The sequence below is a fragment of the Glutamicibacter sp. MCAF14 genome (assembly GCF_052114325.1).
Classification (GTDB): Bacteria; Actinomycetota; Actinomycetes; order Actinomycetales; family Micrococcaceae; genus Glutamicibacter; species Glutamicibacter arilaitensis.
In genome coordinates this window covers 1-18825 of record NZ_JBFREO010000006.1, presented here as the reverse complement: position 1 = coordinate 18825, position 18825 = coordinate 1, and the positions used below count along the sequence as shown (strand labels likewise).

Here is an 18825-nt window from a genome sequence, read left to right as displayed (position 1 = left end):
GAGAAGACACCATGAACGCTACTCATCCTGTGACACTATTTACCGGGCAGTGGGCTGATATGYCTTTTGAAGAAGTTGCACGCTTGGCTTCCGAATGGGGTTATGACGGATTGGAAATTGCCGCCAGCGGTGACCATTTGGACCTCAAACGTGCTGATGAAGACCCGGCCTACCTACAATCCCGGCAGGATGTCCTGGATAAGTACGGGCTGAAGGTCTGGGCGATCTCCAACCATCTGGGCGGCCAAGCAGTGTGCGATGACCCCATCGACTTCCGCCACCGGGCGATCCTGCGCGATTACGTCTGGGGCGATGGCGAAGGGGAAGGCGTACGCCAACGAGCAGCCCAAGATATGAAGCGTTCGGCACGTGTGGCCCGCAAGCTCGGCGCCGATGTTGTAGTTGGCTTTACCGGCTCGAAGATCTGGCAGTACGTAGCAATGTTCCCGCCGGTGCCCGGCGAGGTCATTGATGCAGGTTATGAAGATTTCGCCGATCGCTGGAATCCGATCATGGACGAATTCGATGAGCAAGGCGTGAAGTTCGCACTGGAAGTGCACCCCTCGGAGATCGCTTATGACCACTGGACGACGGTGCGCACCATGGAAGCAATCGGCCACCGCGAGGCCTTCGGGCTGAACTGGGATCCAAGCCATATGTTCTGGCAAGGGATTGATCCGGTGGCATTCATTACGGACTTTGCCGACCGCATCTACCATGTGGATTGCAAGGACACCCGGATGCATCAACCCAACGGACGCAACGGCATCCTCGGCTCCCACCTGGCGTGGGGAGACCCGCGCCGGCGGTGGGACTTCGTCTCCACCGGCCACGGCGACATCAATTGGGAAGACGCCTTCCGGGCCTTGGACTTCCACGGGTACAAGGGACCGATCTCCATTGAGTGGGAAGATGCTGGAATGGATCGCCTGCACGGAGCAAAGGAAGCCGTAGGCTACATCCGCAGCCTCCTGTTCAAGCGCCCCGAAGCCTCATTCGACGCGGCGTTCTCAAACCAGTAGGAAATTTTCGGTCAGGCCGGACGCTTGCCCTGCACCCGCGAGGTAATGACCGATGCGGTGGCACGGATCTGCTGCACCAGGTTCTCCCGTTGTTCTTCGGGTACCCGGTCAGCCAAGAAAGTCACAGCAACGGCGGCGACAGGCCAATCGCTGGAATCCCGGATTTCCACCGCGAGCGAGTGGAAGTCCGGGGTGACATCCCCACGCTCTACGGCATATCCGCGCTGGGTGCTCTGCTCCAACTCGCGGCGCAATTGCGAATAGCTGGAGATTGACGATTCTGCCACCCGCTCGGAGAAGCTGGCCGCACTCGGGTAGAGCGCACGGACCTGGGATTTGGGCAGCGCGGCGAGAATGGCCCGGCCTGAAGCGGTCAGATGAGAGGGCAGACGAACGCCCACATCGGTAACCAGCGATGGCCGGCCCTTGGCACGTTCTTCGACGATATAAAGAACATCGGAACCGTGCAGCACTGCCAGGTGCGCACTTTCTCCAACCTTATCCACCAGCTGAGCGATCAGCGGGGCGCCTAAGCGCGCCAACGGTTCTTGGCGGGTGTAGGCGCTGGAAAGCTCGAAGGAGGAGACCCCCAAGCCGTAAGACTTGTCCTCCGGATAATGGGTGATAAATCCATGCTCAAGCATGACATTCAGCAGTTGGTAGACGCTCGAACGAGGAAGCTCCAATATCGTTGCGATCATTGCTGCCGGAGTAGGAGTTTTCCGACTGGCTAATAGCCGAAGAATCCGCAGGGTGTTATCGGCCGCTGGAACCTTGCTGCCCATGGGGCCTCCTCGAAGAATCGTGCTTCATGCTCTGCAAGGAACTCTAGCAATCTGATCTGCTGTTCACGGCCACCAACCAATTACTAAAAGAAAGTAAGTTGGGAAGGCGTCAATCGCTCCTAGCCGAACTGCCTTGGTCGATAGTGCTAAGGCATATTCGCGGGAACACGACGGGCCGATCCGACTCGCTGCCGGACTTGCACCCAGCCAGCAAGATCCACGAACTTCAAGAAAAACTAAGCATTCACGAAAGCCTCCCCAACCATTTGCGGTTGAGGAGGCTTTTGCGATCGTTGACCAGATGAAATTCTTGGTAATTCCTAGCGACTAGTTGCAGTGAGGAATTGATTGAGCTCTTCCAAAGTTGGAGGGTTAGCCCCGGCACGTGACACGGTGATTCCTGCGCACACCGAAGCGATCTTCATGACCTTTTCGATTTCCAGGCTGTCCAGCTCAGTGCCATCTCGCAGAGACTGGGCCAGTGAGCTTTCCAAGATGGAATGTAGCAACCCGGACATGAAGGCATCTCCTGCGCCGACGGTATCGACGGTGCGAACCGAGACCGAGGGAACCATGACTTCGCTGTGCGCGGTCCGCGCTTCAGCGCCGCGGGCACCGAAGGTGATGACCGCCAACGAGGCGCCGCGAGCCAAGAAGTGTTCCAGGATGCGGTTGGTATCCCAACCCGGGTAGAGCCACAGCGCATCTTCATCGCTGAGCTTGACGATATCGGCCAGGCCAGCCAACTTCTCAATTTGCTTGACCGCATCGGCCCGATTTTCCACCAGCTCTGGGCGCAGATTCGGATCAAAGCTCAGAATCTGTCCTGCCGGGGAAGTCTGGAATGCTTCATGGATTCTAGCGGCACTTGGACCTTGGAATGCGGCAATCGAACCGGAGTGGAACAGTTCAGCCTCGGTAGAAGCCATATTCTGCAGTTTGCAGTTCAACTGGAACTCGTAATTGGCATCACCGGATTCATCGAGCACCACGGTGGCGCTGGATGTCCGTGCATCGGTGTGTGATCCGGCGGCGAGTTGAACGCCGGAGGCAGTCACATGTTCGGTGATCAACCGTCCATGTTCGTCTTCTCCGATATCCGTCTGCAGCAAGACGTTATGGCCCAAGCGGCCAAGTCCGACAGCAACATTCATCGGGGAACCACCGGGATGCGCGACACCATCAACGATGTCCACTAGAGCCTCACCGGCAACCTGAATAGTAACCATGGCATTGATCCTACGTAACCCGGCGTAAAAAAGCCCATTCGTGTGATCAGGCATTCAACCTGTATCCACGTTTAATGACCGTGGCAATGATTTCCGGTTGCGGCAAAGCCTTGCGCAGGCGGCTGAGGGTCATGTCCAGGGCGTGCTTGGAACTGGCTTCGGGCATTGCCGCACCCAACTCATCACGGGACAAGACACTTCCTCCAGCCTCAATCAGCGCGCGCACCAGTTCGGCCTGTCCGGGGGTCAGTTCGCAGTCCTGGCCCTGCACCGAGAAGGTGCGTCCGCGCAGCTGGACAGGACCGAAAACTGTCTCGGCCTGCAGGGTGCCCAGCGAGCCCAGGTGTTCCACCAACTGGCCGATCATGGCACCCATGCGATGCCGTTCGGGAACCAATGGGGAAATCCCCGCTTCAATCAGCGGGGCAGCGGTCACTGGACCAACGGTGGCCACCACTACGCGTTCGGCCAAGGAGCGCAGCAAGGCTGGCAAGCGGTTGCGTGCCTTGGCGGCAGCGAACAGCGCATGCACGCTTGGAGCGCTGGTGAATGTCACCGCATCAAAGTGCGCGGCACATAGACCTTCGACCAGCGCAGAAATTCCACTATCGCTGCTGGTGTCCTGCCAGCGGTACGGCTCGACCTTCAGTACCCGGCTAGCACCCAGCTCGCGTAGGCTATGCGGCATTCCATGATCCGAATCGGCGTGCAGCTGCAGGGCAACGGTCAGTCCTTGCAATTTGCCTTCCAACAGCGTCAGCATCGAGGCGCTGCGTCCATCCTTGGCCACGGCGGCTGGTTCCAGGCCCAGCGCCTTGACGGTTCCGTGGGCTTTGGCGCCGCGCACGTACAGCTGCGCCTGTCCCAGGGTTCCGAGCAGTTGGTCGCCGAGACCGGCGGCTTCGGCGGTATCTACCCAGCGCCGCAATCCGTAGGCGGTAGTAATGACAACTATTTGCGGCCGGGCTTCGATCAGCTTCTGCGTTTGGGAGATCAGCTGCTGCTCATCATCCAACGGCGCCAGCTGAAGCAGCGGCGTATGGGTGACTTCGGCACCACGGCGTTCAAAGGCTTCGATAAGTTCTGCCGAGCGGCGGTCACTGGTTACGGCCAGGCGGAACCCGGCCAAGGGTTTGGGGGTATTCATTATGCAACTTCCAGTTGGGGTGCCAGCAAGCCTGGCTCATCTTGCACCGCAATGCTTGCCAGGGTGGCGGGCAATCCGGCAACTTCGCCGATGACGATGACCGCGGGGTTGGAGTGGCCGCGGGCCGTCTGTGCGAGCTTGTCCAGCTGGGTGTAGCTGGTGCGCTGTTTTTGGGTGGTGCCGGATTCGATGATGGCGCAGGGCATCTGCCCGTCCATGCCAACTCGGTGCAATCCGGCCACGGTCTGTTCGATGGTTCCCATGCCCATGAGGATCACGATGCTTCCACCAAGTTTGCTCAGGTGTTCAAGCTGGATGTCGGTGAGCGGATCGTGGGCCGAGACTACCGTGAACATGGTGTTGATGCCACGTGCGGTCACTGGGATGCCGGCAACTGCTGGCACGGTGAGGCAAGAGCTCAAGCCTGGGATGACGTTGACGGGGATTCCTGCGGCTGTGGCCGCGGTGATTTCTTCGTAGCCGCGGCCGAAGACAAAGGGATCTCCGCCCTTGAGCCTGACTACATTGGCTCCGCCTCGGGCTGTTTCGATCATTTGCGCTTCGATTTCCCGTTGAGTGAGTTTGTGATGCCCGGGAAGTTTGCCGACATCAATGATTTTGGCCTGCGGTGCGAGCAGCGGAAGGTGCTCCGCCGGTCCGAGCCGGTCAGCGAAAATGACTTCGGCGTCGGCGAGCGCGTGCACCCCTCGGAGTGTTAGCAGGTCAAGTGCGCCTGGCCCGCCGCCTAGCAAGGTGATGGATCCGGTCTGGGAGGTTGGCTCCAGATGCATGACTGGAATCCGGGAGGCCTGGGTGACCGAAGCGAAGCGGTCCGGTTCAGCATCGCAGATCACCAGCAGGCTGGCTTGCTCCAGAAGTTGGATTGCGGTGAATGGCTCTTGGGCGGTGAGTACCGTGGCGCCTTGGGATTTGAAGCGCTTTACCGCCTTATTGCTCCCGGATTTACTTCCAGCAATCAGCACCGTGCATCCGGTGAGCTCTAGGTCGATGCCAATCATGAGCGCTTTGATTCTGTTCGAGTTTCGCGGGATGACATGGGATTCTCCTTGAACTAGTGGATGCCCCCAGCTTAGACGTTCAGCTTTTCTTAGAAGTATCGCCTTTGTTTCAAGCGCAATAATTCGACTAAAGGTTAACCTTTTCGAAATGTTCCGTGAGGCCAAATGCAACACAAGGTCATTAAAGTAAATATCGTTGCAAGGCACGGGCTTGGCTGATCCTGCAAAATTCAGTGAGCGAATACGCAGGAGACTTGCCGGGCACTGCCTGCAACGGGCACGCTGGGAGCATGGAATCGCTCTTTGACGACAGCGCACTGCCGCGTACCGGGGGAGCTTTGCGCCCTGGCGCGTGGCATTTGCCGGGCTGGCTGGATACCGCTGCGCAACAGTGGATTGTCCGTCGCTTCTATGAGTGGGGCAGTGGACCAGTTCCGCCTCACCGGACGACTGTGAATGGGCATCCTATGAGCGTGCAAAGCCTGTGTTTAGGCTGGCATTGGAGTCCCCACCGCTATTCCAAGACGGCAGATGACTTGGATGGCCAACCGGTTGCGCCGATGGAGCAGTGGCTGATTCGCTTGGGCAAGCAAGCTGTTGCAGAAGCGACCGGGGATTTGCGGCGCGCCCAGGACTATCAGCCTGATGTTGCGCTGGTGAACTACTACGATGTGCAGGCCACCATGGGCATGCATCAAGACGCTGAGGAGCGCATCAACGCTCCGGTTGTCTCGCTATCTATCGGGGACTCGGCAACATTCCGCTTGGGCAATACCGAGAACCGCAACCGGCCATGGCAAGAGCTGCGGCTGGCATCAGGGGACCTGTTTGTCTTTGATGGTCCGGCACGCTTTGCCTATCACTCGGTGACGAAGATCCATGCGGGAACCGCACCGGCAGGCTTGGGCCTGGGCGGCGGACGCATCAACATCACGCTGCGCCAGACCGGGCTGGAAGAGAACTAATTGCCTAGATCGATGGTGGCGGCCAGCGCGTAATGATCCGAGTCTGCGACTTCCAACCGTTCCATGCCAGCAGACTGGACACCGCGTAGCATCACGTGGTCGATGCCGAGCATCGGGAACAAGGTTCGAGGCCAGGTCAGGGCCAGACCCCAGTCGCTGTAGTGGGCTTCTTCGAGTTGGTCGGCTACCGGTGCGAAGTGGCGGTCGGTGCTTGTCGCGTTGAAGTCTCCGGCTGCGATGATCCGTGGGGAGTCATCATTGGCGAAGTAGTCTCCGAGGGAAGCTAGCATCTTGTCCCTCTCATGGTGACCGGTAGGCCGTGCCGATGCGGCGTGCACCGCGTACACGCGGATGTCTCCCTGTTCGGTGGCCACGTCTACGCGCAAGGCGCGATCCCAGCCCAGCCCCAGATCCAAGGGTTCTGGATTCTTCAGCGGGTAGGCGCTCCAAACCCCTACGGTGCTGACCATGTAGCGGTACGGGTGGGACTTAGCCAGCTCGGCGGAGATTTCTGGTTCCTGGTCTTCGCCGATTTCCTGCAGGGCGATCACCTGTGCACCGTGGTCGGCCAGTTCGCGGGCGGCCTGCGCACCGGCGGACTCGTGGACGTTTTGCGTCGCCAGACGCAGTGAAGCTTCGGGGACGGGCTGTGCCGAGGGAATGAAAGCTGGTCCGAAGAGGACAGCCCAGACAACTATGGGCACAAGCAGGCTGATGAAGCTAATGCGTCCGCGCACTACCAGGGCCATCAAGAAGAGCACAGGAATTCCGACGCCCATCCATGGAGCCAGGTTATCGATGATCAGCCCGAGTCCCAGCACGTCGGGGATCTGCTGGTGGAACACCATCAACCCAGCCAGTGCGAAACAGAGCATGGCAAAGAAGAACCTCGCGATGATTCGCGAGGCCGACAGGCGGTGGTGCGATGAATGAGACATAGGACTTAATACAGTGGCACAAAATACTGTGGGATTCGTAATTATCGGCTTGGGGAATGCCAGTGTCGCGCCATGTATTCACTACGATGGATAAGAGCGACAAGGGAGACGCTTTCCAAGCTCCTGCCATGAATTGAGAAATTGAATGACTGCCTACTTATCTGGCGGAAAACTGCTGTTGGCAATTGTTGCCTTGGCCATGGGTGGCGTCGGTATCGGTGTCACCGAGTTCGCCATGATGGGCTTGCTCCAAGAAGGTGCAGCTGACCTTCAAGTCAGTTACGCGCAGATGGGCCTGATGATCAGTGCCTACGCGATAGGCGTCGTTGTCGGTGCTCCGGTGCTCACGGCGCTGGCTGCAAAGATTCCGCGCAAGCGTGCGGTGCAATTGTTGATTCTCTTCTTCACGCTGGCGAACCTGTCTTCATTTTTCGCTGCCGATTACAACGCCATGCTGGTGACCCGCTTCCTTGCAGGCCTGCCGCACGGCGCGTACTTCGGGCTGGCCGGCGTACTTGCCGGCAGCCTGGTTCCAGCCACGATGCGCGGTCGAGCCATTGCTTGGGTGATGCTCGGACTGTCGGTGGCTAACGTTGCCGGTGTCCCGCTGGTGACCCGCCTTGGCCAGGAATACGGCTGGCGTTCAATGTTCTTGGTGGTCACCGTGATCGGTGTGCTGACCGCGGTGCTGATTACCTTGTTCGTTCCGTGGAGGAAAAGCGAAGCAGGGGCGAGCATCCGCCGGGAACTCACAGCGCTCAAGAGTGCCCAGGTGTGGTTGGCGATGCTCACCGGAATTGTCGGCTTTGGCGGTTTCTTTGCGGTGTACTCATATATTTCACCAACCTTGACCGAAGAGGCCAAGCTGCCAATTGAGCTGGTACCGCTGGCCTTGGCGCTCTACGGCTTGGGCATGGTGGTTGGTTCGCTGGCCGGTGGCCGGCTTGCGGACTGGTCGATCTTTGGCGCGATCAAGCTTTCAAGCGTGTTCATGGTCGCCACCATGCTGATTTTCGCTGCAGTGACCAGTTGGGTGATTCCGACAATGATCATGGTCTTCGTGATGGGTGCCGTCGGCTCGCTGCTCATTCCTGCATTGCAGACTTTATTGATGGACTCCGCTCCGCATGCGCAGTCGCTGGCAGCGTCTTTGAACCACTCAGCCCTGAACGTGGCCAACGCCCTGGGCGCTGCACTGGGTGCGGCGGTAATCGCTGCCGGGTATGGTTTCCGAGCACCATCGGTGGTTGGTGCTGGCCTGGCCGCGTTGGGCCTGCTGATCGCTTGGATTACCCAGATTCGTGCAAAGAAGGTGGGCCTGCTCGTGGGTCGCGAAGCGATGGAAGCCCGCGAGCAGGCACGAACCCGCTAATGCTCTGCGGCTAGCTTGCCACCGCGGAGATATTGAACATCCAAACAACTCCGAACTTATCGCGCAGCTCCCCATAGGAGTCGCCCCAGGGGGCCTGGGCCAGTGGCTGGTTGACCTGGCCGCCTTCGCCCAGTCCTTCCCACCACTTGGTCAGGGTGGCTGAATCGAGGCTGTCATTGCCGTCGCTGCTCAGCGCGATCACGCCATTGCCTCGCACATCCATTTCCGATGGTGTGTCCGAAGCCATCAAATGCAGGCCACGCTCAACAAAAATCGAGGCGTGCATGATCAGGTCGGCCACGGCCGGGTTGTTGTCGTTCATCCCTTCTTGGAAGGTCAGCATGGAAAGTTCTCCGCCGAGTACCTGATGGTAGAACTCCATTGCTTCTTTGGCATCTCCCGCGAAACGCAGGTAGGGGGTTAGTCCGATGCTCATGGGTCGCGCCTTTCAGATCTGTGGACGGGGCCGGTAGGTCCCGCCCGTATTCTTCCACTTCGCCGGACACATGTGAATAGCGAAAGTGACCAGCGTCTCGATTTCCCGATTTGGTGTTTTCTGCTGTGCTCCGGTAGAGTTTTATCTCGGTTCAGAGGTAGTTCAAACCAATGAAACCACCTCATTTGGGGGTATGGCGCAGTTGGTAGCGCGTCTGCATGGCATGCAGAAGGTCAGGGGTTCGAATCCCCTTACCTCCACCAAATTTAGAAAACCGGGAAACGTCAGAAATGATGTTTCCCGGTTTTTTGCGTTCCCGGACATAGCGGGCAAAACCTGCCAAAGGCGCATGCTGTAGGCTGATGAAAATTTCGCACCGTCTGTGATCAAACCCGGGAGAATCATGCGTGAACTGACCTACTTCGTCGCTGTCAGTCTCGATGGCTTCATTGCCGGTCCGAACGGAGAGTTCGACGCCTTCGCGACGCAGGGAGCGCACGCCGCACCCATCTGGGACCGCTACCGCGGTACCGCGCCGACCCAATTGGCGCAGGCGGCAGGACTGCCAATCGACGGATGCCCCTTCGACACGGTGCTGATGGGATGGAACACTTACGCGGTTGGCTTGCCAGCACTGCCCAATCCATACGCTCACCTGCAGCAAGTTGTCTTCACCAGCGAGCACCACGGGCCCAGTGGAAGCCAAGACGTGCAGTTCACTAACGCTGACCCGCGCGGGGTAGTCGAGGAACTAAAATCCGAATCGGGCACAGGAATCTGGCTCTGCGGTGGGGGACAGCTCGCCGCCCAGCTCCGGCCGCAGATCGACAAGCTTGCGTTGAAGATCCACCCCGTAATCATGGGCAAGGGAATCCGGCTCTTTGGAGATCGCGAGTATGCCCCGGATTGTTGGCTGCAGCAGAGCATGCAAAGCTTTGCCTCCGGGGTCACCCTGGCCGAGTACTCGCGCGCCTAGTCCGGCTACTCGCTCTGCATTCCCTCATCCCCGATGTGGCCAGCGGCCGTCGAGTCGAGCACGCGTTCCACGAATGCCGTGTATTCCTCCATGTAGTGGCCTAGGAACTTCTTGGTGTCCGGATTCAGGATTTCTCCCTCCGGCCCGAAATCTTCTTCCCGGTACTGCAGGTAGACCTCGGGGGAGTTCAATTGCGGAGCATCCAGGAAGCTGAGCACGCTGCGCATATTCGATTGCATGACGGCGGTGCCGATGGCGCCCGGAGAAGCGCCGAGCAGTCCGGTGGGCTTGCGAGCGAAAGAATTGGTGCCCCAGGGCCGCGAGCCCCAATCGATGGCATTCTTCAACGCGCCGGGAATGGAGCGGTTGTACTCCGGAGTGATGAACAGCAAACCGTCCGAGGATTCGATGGCTTGTTTCAGTGCCGTGCCTTCGGCAGGGTAATCCTCATCAAAATCCGGGCTGTAGAGCGGAAGGTCCTTGATTGGGATTTCCTTGAATGACAGGTTATGCGGTGCCAAGCCGATCAGGGCCTTGGCCACGGTGCGGTTGATGGATTTGGAGGACAGCGAACCGACAAAATAACCGATGTTGTAAGTCATGATCCAACCACAACACCATTGCCGGTCTGGAGAAAGAGCTTTAGGCGTTTTCCCAGTTATTTCGGATGCGCCCCGCGCACCTGCTGCGCCAGCTGATGGGAGCCGAAAGCGGAGAAATCGGCTGCGCCCGGAGGACCCCAGATGGTGAGTACGCGCAGGTCGGTGCCTCCGGTATTGCGCAGGTCATGATCCACCCCGGCATCAGCGATCACGCTGTCGCCGGGGCCAAGGTCGTAGGTACGCGCGCCCAGGCGCATCCGCGCTTGCCCTTCGAGCACCTGGTAGAACTCTTGCAGTGCGCCTTCGCCATCGTGACGGTGGAAGCCTTCGAAGCCTCCCGGGGCTATCACCCAAGTCTGGATCGCTACCGGCATTCCGGTGTGCCCGGCGAAGTGGTGGCTGACCCGCATAGCCGAGCCTTCATGCATCTGGTAATCGAAAGCGAATTGGTCGCGTGCTTCAAAGGGTTCCATGCCTAGGCTTCCTGCTGGTAGCCCAACCGGGTGCTGATGCGCCGGGCTGCGGTGCGGGTGCTGGAGCATATCTGCTCCAGCTCATCGGCGCCGATGCGGTAGAACGGGGCTGCGGTCATCGCGCAGGCAACAAGTTCTCCGCGGTGATCGAGAATTCCGGCAGCCACGCCGACTTCTTCTTTTGAAGTCTCGCCGTAGTTCACTGCGTATCCGCGTTCGCGGACGAGTTCCAGCCTCGCTAGGTACTCTTCGGTTGCCATGCCCTGCAGGTCGATCTCGCTGTTGGCCAGCAGCTGCGCGCAGCGTTGCGGGTCTTCATTGGCAAGGAACACCTGGACGGTGGCGCTGAGCCCCGAACGGTAGCGGGAGCCCATGACCGAGGTGTGCTTGACCAGGTGAGTTGAAGGCAGCTGCTCCACGGATACCGATTCGCTGCCATCCCAGATGTTCAGCACAGCGGTCTCGCCGGTAGCTTCACGCAGGTCTCCTAGAATCGGGTAGGCCACCTGGCGTACGTCCAAGTTGGCCAAGAGCGGGCCGGCGATGGCAATCAGGCCCACACCCAAGCGGTACTTGCGGGTTTCTTCATCCCGTTCCACCACGTGTTCCTGCTCCAAGGTGGCCAGAATGCGCGAGACGCTGGACTTGTGCAGGCCAACTTGCTCGGCGATGTCGGTAACCCCGACGACCGGATTCTGTACGGTGAAGCATCGAAGCACATCGAGTACGTTGACGATGACCGAGGTGCCTCTGCTTTCACTGCGTGTTTCCGTCATTTCCCCTCCTGAGTTGCTACTATCCTACGGGTCAGCCCAAGGGTTTGCGGCTGGTTTCCACCGAGCAGGCCACAGCAACCAGCGAAATCACCGCTGCGCCCATCAAATACCAGCCCGGTGCGAGTACGTTGCCGCTGGACGCGATGAGCAGTGTGGCGACGAACGGTGCAGTGCCACCGAATAGTGCATTTGACACGTTGAACGACACCGCGAAACCGGAGTAGCGGACCTTGGTGGGGAACATTTCAGCCAGGTAGCTGGGCAGCGTGCCGTCATTGAGCGTCAGCATGGCCCCGAGCAGGATCTGCACCAGCACGATGACCAGGAAGCTGCCGGAGTCCAAGGCCATGAAGGCCGGGACCGTGAGCAGTACGAACAGCACCGAGGCAGTGATCAGCACGCGCTTGCGTCCGAAGCGATCCGAGAGCATGCCGGTGATGAAGATGAATCCGACGTAAGTCAGCAGCGCAACGGTCGTTGCCAGGAAGGACCGCGTCGCGTCCAGGCCGAGTTCCTCTGACAGGTAGGTCGGCATGTAGGACAGGATGACGTAGAAGCCAACTGCGTTCAGAAGCACCGCGCCGGCTGCCTGGATGAGCTGGCGCCAATGGTTCTTGAACAATGAACCGACCGGAGATCCTTCTGGCGCGGCTGCCGCGGATGCTTCCAGGAAGGCAGGCGAGTCTTCGAGCTTGGTACGGATGTAGCGTCCAATCAATCCCAATGGGGCGGCCAGCAAGAACGGAATGCGCCAGCCCCAGCTTTCCAAAGCTTCTGTGGAGAGCAAGCCGGTCAGTCCAGCAGCCATCAATGAGCCGACCAGCAGACCTGTGGCGGTGCTGGCGGGGACCACCGCAGCGTACAGACCGCGGCGGTGAGGTGGGGCGTACTCGACGAGGAAAGCCGAAGCTCCAGCGTATTCGCCGGCGGCGGAGAAGCCCTGGACCAGACGCAGCGCCAGCAGCAATATGGGTGCGCCGAAACCAATGGACGCGTAGCCGGGCAACAGCGCGATGCAGAAGGTGGCACCGGTCATCAGCAAAATCGACCAGGACAGTGCTTCGCGTCGGCCGATCTTGTCGCCCAGATGCCCCCAGATGAATCCGCCGACCGGGCGGACGAGGAAAGAAAGGGCAAAGACGCCGAAGGTCATCAGCAAGGCGGCCTGCGGATCTTCGCGGGGGAAGAACACCGCTGCGATGGTCACGGCCAGGTAGCCGTAGGCCGCGTAGTCGAACCACTCCACGAAGTTGCCGACGAAGCTGGCCGCAATGACCTTGCGCCTGGTCTTCGCATCTACGACGCGCGGCGCGGTTGAGCCTGCGGCGCGTGGCGCAGCGAGGTTCGCGGGGGACTGGTTGGAATTGCTCATGGGGTTATACCGCCTCTTGAAGGCAACGGCGCTGGCCATCTATGGCTTCTATGCCGCTGGGATGATCATTGGTTCCGAGCGCCCGACCTGCGGTACTCGGTTATTGACGCAGCCCCCGTACTTGCTGCGTGCCACGTGGTTAACCACTCGTGGGGCAGGGTATTGGGCCCTGCCCCACGGTGATCTGTTGCGCTTACGCGTCGATGATGTTGTTCTCCGGGCCGAAGCCGAACTTGGTGATGTTCTCGACTCCGCCATCCTCGCCGATCACGAGGATGTCGTGCTCGCGGTAGCCGCCGGCACCTGGCTCGCCATCGGCGACGGTGATCATTGGCTCCATCGAAACGACCATGCCCGGCTCCAAGACGGTGTCGATGTCTTCGCGCAGTTCCAGGCCTGCTTCGCGGCCGTAGTAGTGCGAGAGGACGCCGAAGGAGTGGCCGTAGCCGAAGGTGCGGTTCGGCAGCAAGTTGTGCGAGATGAAGATCTCGTTCAGCTCTGCGGCGATGTCCTTGCAGACTGCGCCCGGCTTGATCAGTTCCAGGCCCCGCTTGTGGACCTCGACGTTGACGTTCCACAGTTCCAAGCTGCGTGCATCTGGCTCACCGAGGAACAAGGTGCGCTCCAGCGCGGTGTAGTAGCCCGAGGTCATCGGGAAGCAGTTCAGCGAGAGGATGTCCCCGCGCTGAAGCTTGCGGGTGGTGGCCCAGTTGTGGGCGCCGTCGGTGTTGATCCCGGACTGGAACCAGACCCAGGTGTCGCGCACTTCGCGGTGCGGGAAGGTCTTGGCGATTTCGTGCACCATGGCTTCGGTGCCGATCAACGCTACTTCGTATTCGCTGATGCCTTCGCGGATCGCTGCCTTGATGGCTTCGCCGCCCAGGTCGCCGATGCGTGCACCGTGCTTGATGACCTCGATTTCCTCGGCGGACTTGATCATGCGCTGGCGCATGGCATCCTGGGAGACGTCTACCAGTGCGGCACCGTCGAAGGCGGCGGCGATCTTCTCGCGGGTCAGGCCCGGCAAGAAGTCGTCTTCCACGCCGATGCGCGAGGCCTTCACTCCATCGCGCTTGAGTGCTTCCTGCAGGCCGTAGAAGAAGTTGTCGCGCTTCCAGTCGGTGTACACGATGTTCTCGCCGTAGCTGGTGCGCCATGGCATGCCGGCGTCGATGTTCGCGGTGACGGTGGTGGAGTTGGTCTGGGTGACCACCAGCGCGTAGTTGCGGCCGAAGGTGGTGTACAGGAAGTCCGAGTAGTACTTGATGCCGTGGTAGCTGGTCAGGATGACTGCGTCCAGGGACTTGGCTGCCATGATCTGGCGCAGGCCGGCCAGGCGGCGTTCGAACTCCGCATCCGAGAAGGTCAGCTGCTGCTTGGATCCGTTGTGCAGGGTCTTCAGGCGGGCCAGTTCGGAAACGTTCGTGGCGATGTTGGCGGTAGTCATGGTTGTGGCTCCTTGTAAGAAATCAAGTGTCAAGGCAGGCCGGCCCAATCAGATGGATTGCGAGGATTCATGGGAATCGCCGGAGAAGAAAGTTACGTGTTGCGCTCACTGCAACGCCGTTGCAATTAGACTATGTGTGCTCTGCATCACTGTCAAGGGAGAATCCAAAAACTTTTCACTTTTACCGAAAAACTCCAATTGACTTGTTGATATGCAATACAGGTGCGGAGATGATGAAGACCGCGCAACTGAATATGACCAGTTGCGCGGCCTTCATGCTCGGTGCTTCCCAGAGCCTAGTTGTGGCTTCCCTGGTCCGGCTCCGTCTTGCGGATGGCGCCTTCTCCACTGGGATCCGGAACGAAGACGAGGTTCGGGTCCGGATTATTGATGTCCTTCTCCAGCTGCTTGATGGCCTTATCGCGCTTGAGCAGCCGGCGGATGAGGTTGATGATCATCAAGATGATCACGAACGAGAACGGGAAAGCCCCGATGATGGTACCGGTTTGCACGGTATCCACCACCGCGGTTCCGCCCATGGTCAGCAGCACAGTGGTCACGGTGGCCACCGAGAGTACCAGGACCACGCGGAAGACCGGGCCGGACTTGCCTGGCGCCGAGACGAACTCGCTCAGTGCATAGATGCCCGAATCCAGCGAGGTGACGTAGTAGGTGGCCACCAGGATGGTGGAGACCACCAACAGGATCGTGCCAACCACCGGCAGCGAATCAAGCATCACGAACAAGCCCGAAGAGGTGTCTTCGGCCACCGCGGCGCTGACGCCGCGATCGGTCTGGTCATCGTAGTAGATGGCGGCGGAGCCGATGACGGCAACCCAGACCATCACGATCAGCGAAGGGATGATGGTCACGCCCAGCACGAATTCGCGAATGGTGCGGCCTCGGGAGATGCGTGCGATGAAGCCGGCCACGAATGGCGAGAAGGCGATAACCCAGCACCAGATGAAGACCGTCCACCAGCCATTCCAAGAATCCTGCCAGCTGTCCAAAGTCGTGGCCGCCAGGCCGGAATCGGTCCACAGGCTCATGTTCGCGAAGTTCGTGAAGAAGCTGCCGAAAGTCTGGGACATGTTTGAGATGATGTACAGCGACGGTCCGAAGATCAGCACCGCGGCAACCAGCGCGATACTCAAGATCGAGTTCAGCCCGCTGATGCGGGCCATGCCCTTGTTGATGCCGACAATCGCGGAGATCGAGGTGATGCCGGCGAAGATCAAGATAACCATCAGCCACATCATCGGGCTGGCAGTCAGGCCAGTAAAGGAAGTCAGACCCGAAGAGAACTGCATGGCGGCGAAGCCGAAGGAGGTGGCCAGGCCGAGCACGGTAGCGATGATGGCCAGCAGTTCAACAATCACGCCGGCGCCGCGGCGGGACCAGCGGGGCAGGATGTCCACGGTGGCTTCGCGGAAGGTCAAGGTCTTGCCCAGATTGTGGTGCGAGTAGGCCAGACAGACGGCTACGGCGCAGTACATGGCCCAGGCGGTCAGGCCCCAGTGGAAGTAGGTCCAGACGATGGCGCCTTCTTCTCCGCCGCCGCCCGGCATTGCCGGAATGACCGGGTTTTCATCGCGCAGCATGATCGGTTCGGCCACGGACCAGAAGATCAACCCGATGCCCTGGCCGCAAGCGAAGAGCATGGAGTACCAGGCGAACTTGCTGTGCTGAGGTTTGGCATTCGGACCGCCCAAGCGGATCTTGCCCACCCGGCTCATCGAGAGCCAGATGCACACCACGACGGTGAAGACCGAGTACAAGATGAAGAGCCAGGTGAATTTCCCGGTGACGAAGGTGCGCATTTCGGAAATGGCAGCCGAGGCGGCTTCAGGATTCGAGAGCACCCAAATCATCACGGCGACAATCAGTACTGGCGGGATCGCCCGGATCAGCAGGCGATCAATCGGAGGGATATGCCGTCCCATGAAGCGTGGAACTTCAACTTGCTGCGGGGCGGAGTCTGAAGGCTTGGATGCTTTCAAGGACTTTTTCCTGTCTTGGGATGTTGAATTATCCACCGACATGTTAATTCACCTCTATATTTACATCGCCAAGAAGCAGCTCGCCTTTGAGCGCTTGGGCAACTTGGTCTGTGACGGTTTCGAAAAGTAGTTGGCCGCGTTCGGCGGTTGCTCCCTTGGCGGATGACAAGCAGCCGCTGTCCGGGGTGCGCGCGGGGTCTTCGGGGAAGATGTCGTAGGCGGTGAGCTTGGCTGGCGGGTGGTCGATGACCCGGTCCATGTCCACCAGCTGCGGGTGCAGCAGGAGCATGAGCGAGGTTTCCAGGATGCCGCCGTGCTCGATATCCCAGCCGAGGAATCCGTCGGGGAAGACCTTGGCCAGGGTGTTCTCGTCGACGAAGTCCCAGTACGAAAGCAGGATGGCGCGGGCGGTGGAACCGGCGGCGCGTGTTTTGGCCACGGCGTTATCCACGCCCTCGTAGAGGAACTGGTAATTCTCGAAGTGCCCGTTGAGCAGCACCACGTTGTCGAATCCCTGGGAGATGAATGAAGCGACGACATCTTCGACCATCAGGCTCAGCGATGTGCCTCCCAGGCTCGTCGTGCCTACGCGGTGGTTGCCGCCGCCCGAGCGCGGCTGCGACTTGTAGCCGTAGCAAAGAGCTGGAGCAACCAGCGCGCCGGTGAGCTGGGCGACAGCTTCTGCGATGGAGCGGGAAAGCATGGCGTCGACGCCCAATGGCATGTGCGGACCATGCTGTTCGGTTGCGCCCGCAGGAATGATGATGGTGGATCCGGTACGCGCTACGTGCTCGGCGTAGGTCTGGGCATCGAGTTCGTCAATGAATACTGAGTGCATGGATTTCTCCTGGACCCGTGGGGCCCTTGAGGCCGCAGGCGGGGATGATTCTGTATCGGAATACAGTTGCAAGATCTGCAACACTGTTGCAGTGAATCATTTCAGTGGCTCACATCACAGTCAATACCCGTGGTGAAAAACTTTCGAATGGCCGAACTGCGGGCACTCGTAACGGTGCTTCAGACTGAGGAATCCAGCCGGAGAAATCAGTGGTTTAGCGTGACGGCGACCCGAAAAAACTTCTGTTCAAGCGCGTAGCGCCCTCGTGGCTGGCTGGATTCCGCGGCGGCGTCCCTGTTTTATGCAGGCGGAGGTGGGCACCGCCAGGGTGTAGCGAGACAAAATGAAACAGTGGGCAATGCGCGGGCTGCTCCATATTGTTGGTGGCCAGCTCGGCGGGCAGTGGGGCGCCTAGAGGACGGCGCGAACCGACTTCTCGAAATGCACGATATGTTCTAGGGCCAGCTGGCGCGCTACTGGCGCATCCCCGTCCAGAATGGCCTGCAAGAGCGAGACATGCTCGGCGATATGCTCGTCCACGCTGGGCAGTCGATCCAGTGCCATGCACCAGATGCGCGTGGCCAGGTTATCCAAGCGGATTAGTGTCTCTTCTAGGTGGTGGTTGGCGGCGGCCTGGTAGATCAGCCGGTGCACTTCGAGGTCATTTTCCATCAGGGTGCGGCGCAGATTCTCTCCGGAGAGCTGGCTGACTGCTTCCAAGGTGGCTTCGATGCCGGCGCGGGCGGTTCCTCCGCGCAGGGTTGCGGCCTTAGCCGCTGCCAGTGGTTCAAGGACCTGGCGGACCTCGGTGATATCAGCTAATTCGGTGATATCCACGCGGGTGGCGAAGGTGCCGCGGCGCGGGTAGGACTGCACTAGATGGTCTACTTCAAGGCGCTTGAGTGCTTCGCGCAGGGGAGTGCGTCCCACTCCTAAGTCATCGACCAGTCCGGCTTCGTTGATCGGATCGCCGGGGGCGATGTCCATCATGATCAGCCGGTCTCGCAGCACCTGGTAGGCGCGTTCGGCCATGGACTCGGTGCCTGCTGCAAGCTGCGTCGTGGTTGTCATCCCGCCTCCAATTTCCTTGCTCCATTCTGCACGATTGTTACGCGCTGAAGTAATTTCAGGTAACCCATTGACCGGGCTGTGATTTCCATCATACAGTGAATTGCAGATTGATATATCAGTTGTCGACAATTCATACATTTAGGGATGGGTAATGGCACACGCTACGACTCTTGCTGCAGATTCACTGACTGCAGACCTCGCACACCTCGACCCGGAGGTGGCGCAGCGTATCGACGCTGAGCTGGCTCGCCAGCAGCGCGGTCTGGAAATGATCGCGTCGGAGAACCACACCGCGCAGGCAGTGATGCAGGCGCAGGGTTCGGTACTGACCAACAAGTACGCCGAAGGCTACCCGGG

The 18825-nt window shown here is 59.6% G+C and carries 18 protein-coding genes, 1 tRNA gene and 1 pseudogene; 6 read left to right on the top strand and 14 right to left on the bottom strand.

Translation table 11 applies throughout. The features are described 5' to 3' along the window. Positions 1 to 11: 11 nt before the first annotated feature. Positions 12 to 1022: a sugar phosphate isomerase/epimerase family protein gene (locus tag AB4Y71_RS13620; protein ID WP_441721065.1), complete on the top strand. Its 1011-nt coding sequence runs from the start codon at positions 12 to 14 to the stop codon at positions 1020 to 1022. An 11-nt stretch (positions 1023 to 1033) separates the two neighbouring features. Here the strand turns inward: AB4Y71_RS13620 and AB4Y71_RS13615 are convergent, their stop codons facing one another. From AB4Y71_RS13615 to cobA, 4 genes are all read right to left on the bottom strand, one after another. Further along, on the bottom strand, positions 1034 to 1807 hold the full coding sequence (locus AB4Y71_RS13615) for an IclR family transcriptional regulator (RefSeq protein ID WP_134779491.1): 774 nt from the start codon (positions 1805 to 1807) through the stop codon (positions 1034 to 1036). Between the two features lie 320 nt (positions 1808 to 2127). Further along, positions 2128 to 3036, bottom strand: coding sequence for a carbohydrate kinase family protein (locus AB4Y71_RS13610; RefSeq protein WP_189638377.1), 909 nt, complete (start codon positions 3034 to 3036; stop codon positions 2128 to 2130). A gap of 46 nt (positions 3037 to 3082) precedes the next feature. Beyond that, positions 3083 to 4183, bottom strand: coding sequence for a uroporphyrinogen-III synthase (locus tag AB4Y71_RS13605; RefSeq protein ID WP_441676653.1), 1101 nt, complete (start codon positions 4181 to 4183; stop codon positions 3083 to 3085). Continuing rightward, positions 4183 to 5202, bottom strand: coding sequence for a uroporphyrinogen-III C-methyltransferase (gene cobA / locus AB4Y71_RS13600; protein ID WP_441721061.1), 1020 nt, complete (start codon positions 5200 to 5202; stop codon positions 4183 to 4185). The genes AB4Y71_RS13605 and cobA overlap by 1 nt, the downstream gene beginning before the upstream one ends. A 290-nt stretch (positions 5203 to 5492) precedes the next feature. Here cobA and AB4Y71_RS13595 point away from each other — a divergent pair, with 290 nt between their 5' ends. Beyond that, a complete protein-coding gene (locus AB4Y71_RS13595) occupies positions 5493 to 6167 on the top strand; it encodes an alpha-ketoglutarate-dependent dioxygenase AlkB family protein (RefSeq protein ID WP_417367908.1) in 675 nt (224 codons plus the stop codon). Here AB4Y71_RS13595 and AB4Y71_RS13590 read toward each other — a convergent pair. After that, positions 6164 to 7105 carry an endonuclease/exonuclease/phosphatase family protein gene (locus tag AB4Y71_RS13590; RefSeq protein WP_441721058.1) on the bottom strand — a complete coding sequence of 314 codons (942 nt, stop codon included), beginning with the start codon at positions 7103 to 7105 and terminating at the stop codon, positions 6164 to 6166. The genes AB4Y71_RS13595 and AB4Y71_RS13590 overlap by 4 nt on opposite strands. Before the next feature lie 145 nt (positions 7106 to 7250). On the opposite strand from AB4Y71_RS13590, the gene AB4Y71_RS13585 reads away from it, so the two are divergent. Further along, positions 7251 to 8477 (top strand): MFS transporter, encoded by a 1227-nt coding sequence (locus AB4Y71_RS13585; RefSeq protein ID WP_134779497.1) that lies wholly within the window; start codon positions 7251 to 7253, stop codon positions 8475 to 8477. Between the two features lie 10 nt (positions 8478 to 8487). Here AB4Y71_RS13585 and AB4Y71_RS13580 read toward each other — a convergent pair whose 3' ends face one another. Beyond that, the gene (locus AB4Y71_RS13580; protein WP_441721055.1) at positions 8488 to 8913 is read right to left on the bottom strand and encodes a VOC family protein; all 426 of its coding nucleotides are present in this window, start codon (positions 8911 to 8913) and stop codon (positions 8488 to 8490) included. A gap of 187 nt (positions 8914 to 9100) precedes the next feature. On the opposite strand from AB4Y71_RS13580, the gene AB4Y71_RS13575 reads away from it, so the two are divergent. Next, a tRNA-Ala gene (locus AB4Y71_RS13575) sits at positions 9101 to 9176 on the top strand. A 140-nt stretch (positions 9177 to 9316) separates the two neighbouring features. Then, positions 9317 to 9889, top strand: a complete 573-nt coding sequence (locus AB4Y71_RS13570; protein WP_417367895.1) for a dihydrofolate reductase family protein — start codon at positions 9317 to 9319, stop codon at positions 9887 to 9889. Between the two features lie 5 nt (positions 9890 to 9894). Here AB4Y71_RS13570 and AB4Y71_RS13565 read toward each other — a convergent pair whose 3' ends face one another. The 8 genes from AB4Y71_RS13565 to AB4Y71_RS13530 form a co-directional block, all read right to left on the bottom strand. Next, on the bottom strand, positions 9895 to 10491 hold the full coding sequence (locus AB4Y71_RS13565) for an NADPH-dependent FMN reductase (RefSeq protein ID WP_396231099.1): 597 nt from the start codon (positions 10489 to 10491) through the stop codon (positions 9895 to 9897). Between the two features lie 56 nt (positions 10492 to 10547). Then, entirely contained in the window at positions 10548 to 10964 is a 417-nt protein-coding gene (locus AB4Y71_RS13560; protein ID WP_134779501.1) for a cupin domain-containing protein, read from the bottom strand. Between the two features lie 2 nt (positions 10965 to 10966). Beyond that, entirely contained in the window at positions 10967 to 11740 is a 774-nt protein-coding gene (locus tag AB4Y71_RS13555) for an IclR family transcriptional regulator (protein ID WP_441721049.1), read from the bottom strand. Between the two features lie 31 nt (positions 11741 to 11771). Further along, positions 11772 to 13112, bottom strand: a complete 1341-nt coding sequence (locus AB4Y71_RS13550; RefSeq protein ID WP_193058558.1) for an MFS transporter — start codon at positions 13110 to 13112, stop codon at positions 11772 to 11774. 193 nt (positions 13113 to 13305) lie between these two features. Then, the gene (locus tag AB4Y71_RS13545; RefSeq protein WP_013350050.1) at positions 13306 to 14559 is read right to left on the bottom strand and encodes a M24 family metallopeptidase; all 1254 of its coding nucleotides are present in this window, start codon (positions 14557 to 14559) and stop codon (positions 13306 to 13308) included. 296 nt (positions 14560 to 14855) lie between these two features. Next, on the bottom strand, positions 14856 to 16601 hold the full coding sequence (locus tag AB4Y71_RS13540; RefSeq protein ID WP_441721047.1) for a BCCT family transporter: 1746 nt from the start codon (positions 16599 to 16601) through the stop codon (positions 14856 to 14858). Between the two features lies 1 nt (position 16602). Beyond that, positions 16603 to 17397, bottom strand: a complete 795-nt coding sequence (locus AB4Y71_RS13535) for a creatininase (RefSeq protein WP_441721045.1) — start codon at positions 17395 to 17397, stop codon at positions 16603 to 16605. Between the two features lie 411 nt (positions 17398 to 17808). After that, the gene (locus tag AB4Y71_RS13530; RefSeq protein ID WP_441721044.1) at positions 17809 to 18468 is read right to left on the bottom strand and encodes a GntR family transcriptional regulator; all 660 of its coding nucleotides are present in this window, start codon (positions 18466 to 18468) and stop codon (positions 17809 to 17811) included. Between the two features lie 151 nt (positions 18469 to 18619). Here AB4Y71_RS13530 and AB4Y71_RS13525 point away from each other — a divergent pair. Continuing rightward, a pseudogene (locus AB4Y71_RS13525) lies at positions 18620 to 18825 on the top strand (serine hydroxymethyltransferase); the annotation flags it as partial.